The sequence below is a fragment of the uncultured Planktosalinus sp. genome (assembly GCF_963973675.1).
Lineage (GTDB): Bacteria > Bacteroidota > Bacteroidia > Flavobacteriales > Flavobacteriaceae > Planktosalinus.
The window spans coordinates 1-2,710 of record NZ_CAXBAN010000360.1 but is presented as its reverse complement, the minus strand read 5'-3'; the positions used below and the strand labels follow the sequence as shown (position 1 = coordinate 2,710).

The window sequence follows — 2,710 nt, the reverse complement described above, 5'->3', positions numbered from 1 at the left end:
TCAATTGGTGGTGTTTTAATTGTATTACCAAAAACCAAAAACAGGTTTCCGTTCATTGCTTCCACCACTCTTTTATGTTCGTTAAGTAAAAGACAGTTTTGAAAATCGTTTTCTTTTGCAAATATACCACCCAATATATTGACTTGTTTATTGGTTGTTTTGATAGTGGAAAGGATTCCTGAATTAATGTAGTGATCTTTGAACAATTCCACTTCATAAAAATTAGTGTTTTTGAGGTAAAAGGCGGTCTCTAATTCGCTTACAGAAATTACATAAGAAACTGAGTTGTTTATTGGTTTATAAAACCCTCCTTCATCTCTGTAAACCGTAAGACGAGCCCTGGATGCTTTTGAATTTAAATCGTTTGCAGCCAATGTTTTAAGAATTTCAGATTCCAGATATTCCATTGTAAAACTCATTGGAATTTCCATTCTCATTATTCTCATGGAAGCCATCAATCGCAAGTAGTGATCCTCCCAAAATAAAATTTTACCTGCTGCAATCCGCATTGTTTCAAAAACGGCATCACCAAACAAAAACCCACGATTTGATGAAGATAAGAGCGTTTCTGAGTTTTTAAAAATACTTCCGTTACAATTCACCATAAAAAAACCTCGTTAAATTAGAACGAGGCAAATTTAGAACTATTTAAAAGAATTATTATGTAGAACCTAAAATGTGTTTTAAATCAGATACCATATTATCCCAAAGCATTTTATTTTCCTCGAGTTCATCTTCAGTAGAATAGTCTGTTATCATCAAAGAAACATCTTTTGTAATTTCATCTACCTGAATACGCATTTCAAAAAAATAATCGGTTTTCTCATCTACAACCCATTTAAATTTGATACGTTCCCCACTTTTTTTTCCTAAAAGTTTGGCTTTTTCTTCAGAGCCATTCCAAATGAATGTAAAGAGTTCACCACGTGAGTTTACATTTTCGGCATACCATTCTGAAAGACCTGATGGAGTAGATATATATTGATAAAGAAGTGATGGGGACACCTGTATAGGGAACTCCATCTCAAATTTAGTTTTTGCTTCCATTTTTATAATGTTAGTTAAAGCACAATATAGATATTAAATTGAAATTAGAAAAGGTTTTAAAAATTATTTTATTAAAATAAAGCTTTGTACAGCTATAAATTGTTTTTATATTTGCGCACTCAAAAATGAGGTTTGAGATTTCCGCCTTCGCGGGAATTTATGGCGAGGTAGCTCAGTTGGTTAGAGCGTCGGATTCATAACCCGGAGGTCGGGGGATCGTGCCCCCCTCTCGCTACAAAAAATCCCTAATGAAAATTGGGGATTTTTTTATTTTTTTACAGAATGAATGAGTTTGTCACATATGTACTGTATTCATTAAAATTTGATAAAATATATTGGATATTCCTCCTCTTTAATTCAAAGATTTAATTCTCACAACACATTTTCAAATAAAGGATACACAGTTAAGTTCAGACCTTGGATCGTTGTTTATGTTGAATTCTTTTCAACTAAAAAAGAGGCCATTAATAAAGAAAAGTTTCTAAAATCCAGGATTGTGAGAAATTTTATCTCAGAGAAAATACTTCCTTTTTATAAAAAACAGATAGAGGATTCATATCCGCCAGAGGCGGACGGAGTTTCCGTAAGGGCTTATAAGCAAGATCTTCCTCTATCTACAAAAAAACCTCTAAATCAGCGGATTTTTATTAATTATTTATTAATAATTCATACTAATTCAACTTTTTAATCAGTTCCTGTAAGTCAACTGTTTCCTGTTCCCCACTTATCATATTTTTTAAGGTGTAGCGATTGGCTTTCACTTCATTTCCGCCGGTGAGCACTACAAAAGGAATTTCTCTTTTATCTGCATAAGTCATTTGTTTGCCCATTTTGGCTGTATCGGGATACAATTCAGCTGCAATATTTTGTTTTCTTAAAAAAGAAATTGCTTGCATGGCATACAAAGCCTCATGATCTCCAAAGTTTATGAAAAGTACACGTGTATTTTGATCTACCGTTACTGGAAATAATTGCAGCTCTTCCAGTACCATGTAAATACGATCCAATCCAAAAGAAATTCCTACTCCACTCATGTTTTTTAAACCAAAAAATACCGGTGAGATCGTCATAGCGGCCTCCACCACCAATACTTCCCATTTGTACATGCATTGGTGCTGATACTTCAAAAATGGCTCCGGTATAATAATCTAATCCACGAGCAAGGGTCACATCAAGCTCAAGATGAGCCGAGATTAATCCAAGATTTTGTGCTGTGTCAATAACAAATTTCACTTCTTTAATACCTTGTTGACCGATTTGAGAGTTTACCAATAAACCAGAGAGGCTTTCCAAACGATCTGAAGTCTTACCCTTAAAACTAAAAAGTGGCTGAAGTTTTTCAATGGCATTTTTAGAAATACCCTTTTCGAGCATTTCTTTTTTCACACCCTCCTCACCTATTTTGTCAAGTTTATCAAGTGCTACAGTGAAATCAATTAGTTTATCTTCTGCCCCAATCACTTCAGCAATTCCTGTAAGAATTTTTCGATTATTGATTTTAATCGTGCACTGTTGCAGTTGTAATTTTGAAAACACTTCATCATAAAGTTGGACTAACTCCACTTCCTGCCAGAGTGAGTCTGAGCCCACCACATCGGCATCACATTGCCAGAATTCTCTAAAGCGTCCTTTTTGTGGCCTGTCTGCACGCCACACCGGCTGC

3 protein-coding genes, 1 tRNA gene and 1 pseudogene are annotated in these 2,710 nt (G+C 34.7%); 2 read left to right on the top strand and 3 right to left on the bottom strand.

Annotated elements, in window-relative coordinates; all coding sequences use genetic code 11:
* Together AACY61_RS11950 and AACY61_RS11945 are read right to left on the bottom strand one after the other, a co-directional pair.
* Positions 1-605, bottom strand: a 605-nt coding sequence (locus tag AACY61_RS11950) for an aminotransferase class IV (protein ID WP_339611807.1), incomplete at its 3' end; no start/stop codon positions are given.
* Positions 606-660: 55 nt separating this feature from the next.
* Complete coding sequence (locus AACY61_RS11945; protein ID WP_339611806.1) at positions 661-1,047, bottom strand: START-like domain-containing protein; 387 nt, start codon at positions 1,045-1,047, stop codon at positions 661-663.
* 161 nt (positions 1,048-1,208) lie between these two features.
* On the opposite strand from AACY61_RS11945, the gene AACY61_RS11940 reads away from it, so the two are divergent.
* Both AACY61_RS11940 and AACY61_RS11935 read left to right on the top strand, forming a co-directional pair.
* Positions 1,209-1,282 (top strand) — tRNA-Met (locus AACY61_RS11940).
* 87 nt (positions 1,283-1,369) lie between these two features.
* The gene (locus AACY61_RS11935) at positions 1,370-1,735 is read left to right on the top strand and encodes a GIY-YIG nuclease family protein (protein ID WP_339611805.1); all 366 of its coding nucleotides are present in this window, start codon (positions 1,370-1,372) and stop codon (positions 1,733-1,735) included.
* Here the strand turns inward: AACY61_RS11935 and hisS are convergent.
* Positions 1,719-2,710: pseudogene (gene hisS, locus AACY61_RS11930) on the bottom strand (histidine--tRNA ligase); the annotation flags it as partial. The gene AACY61_RS11935 and the pseudogene hisS sit on opposite strands and share 17 nt — an antisense overlap.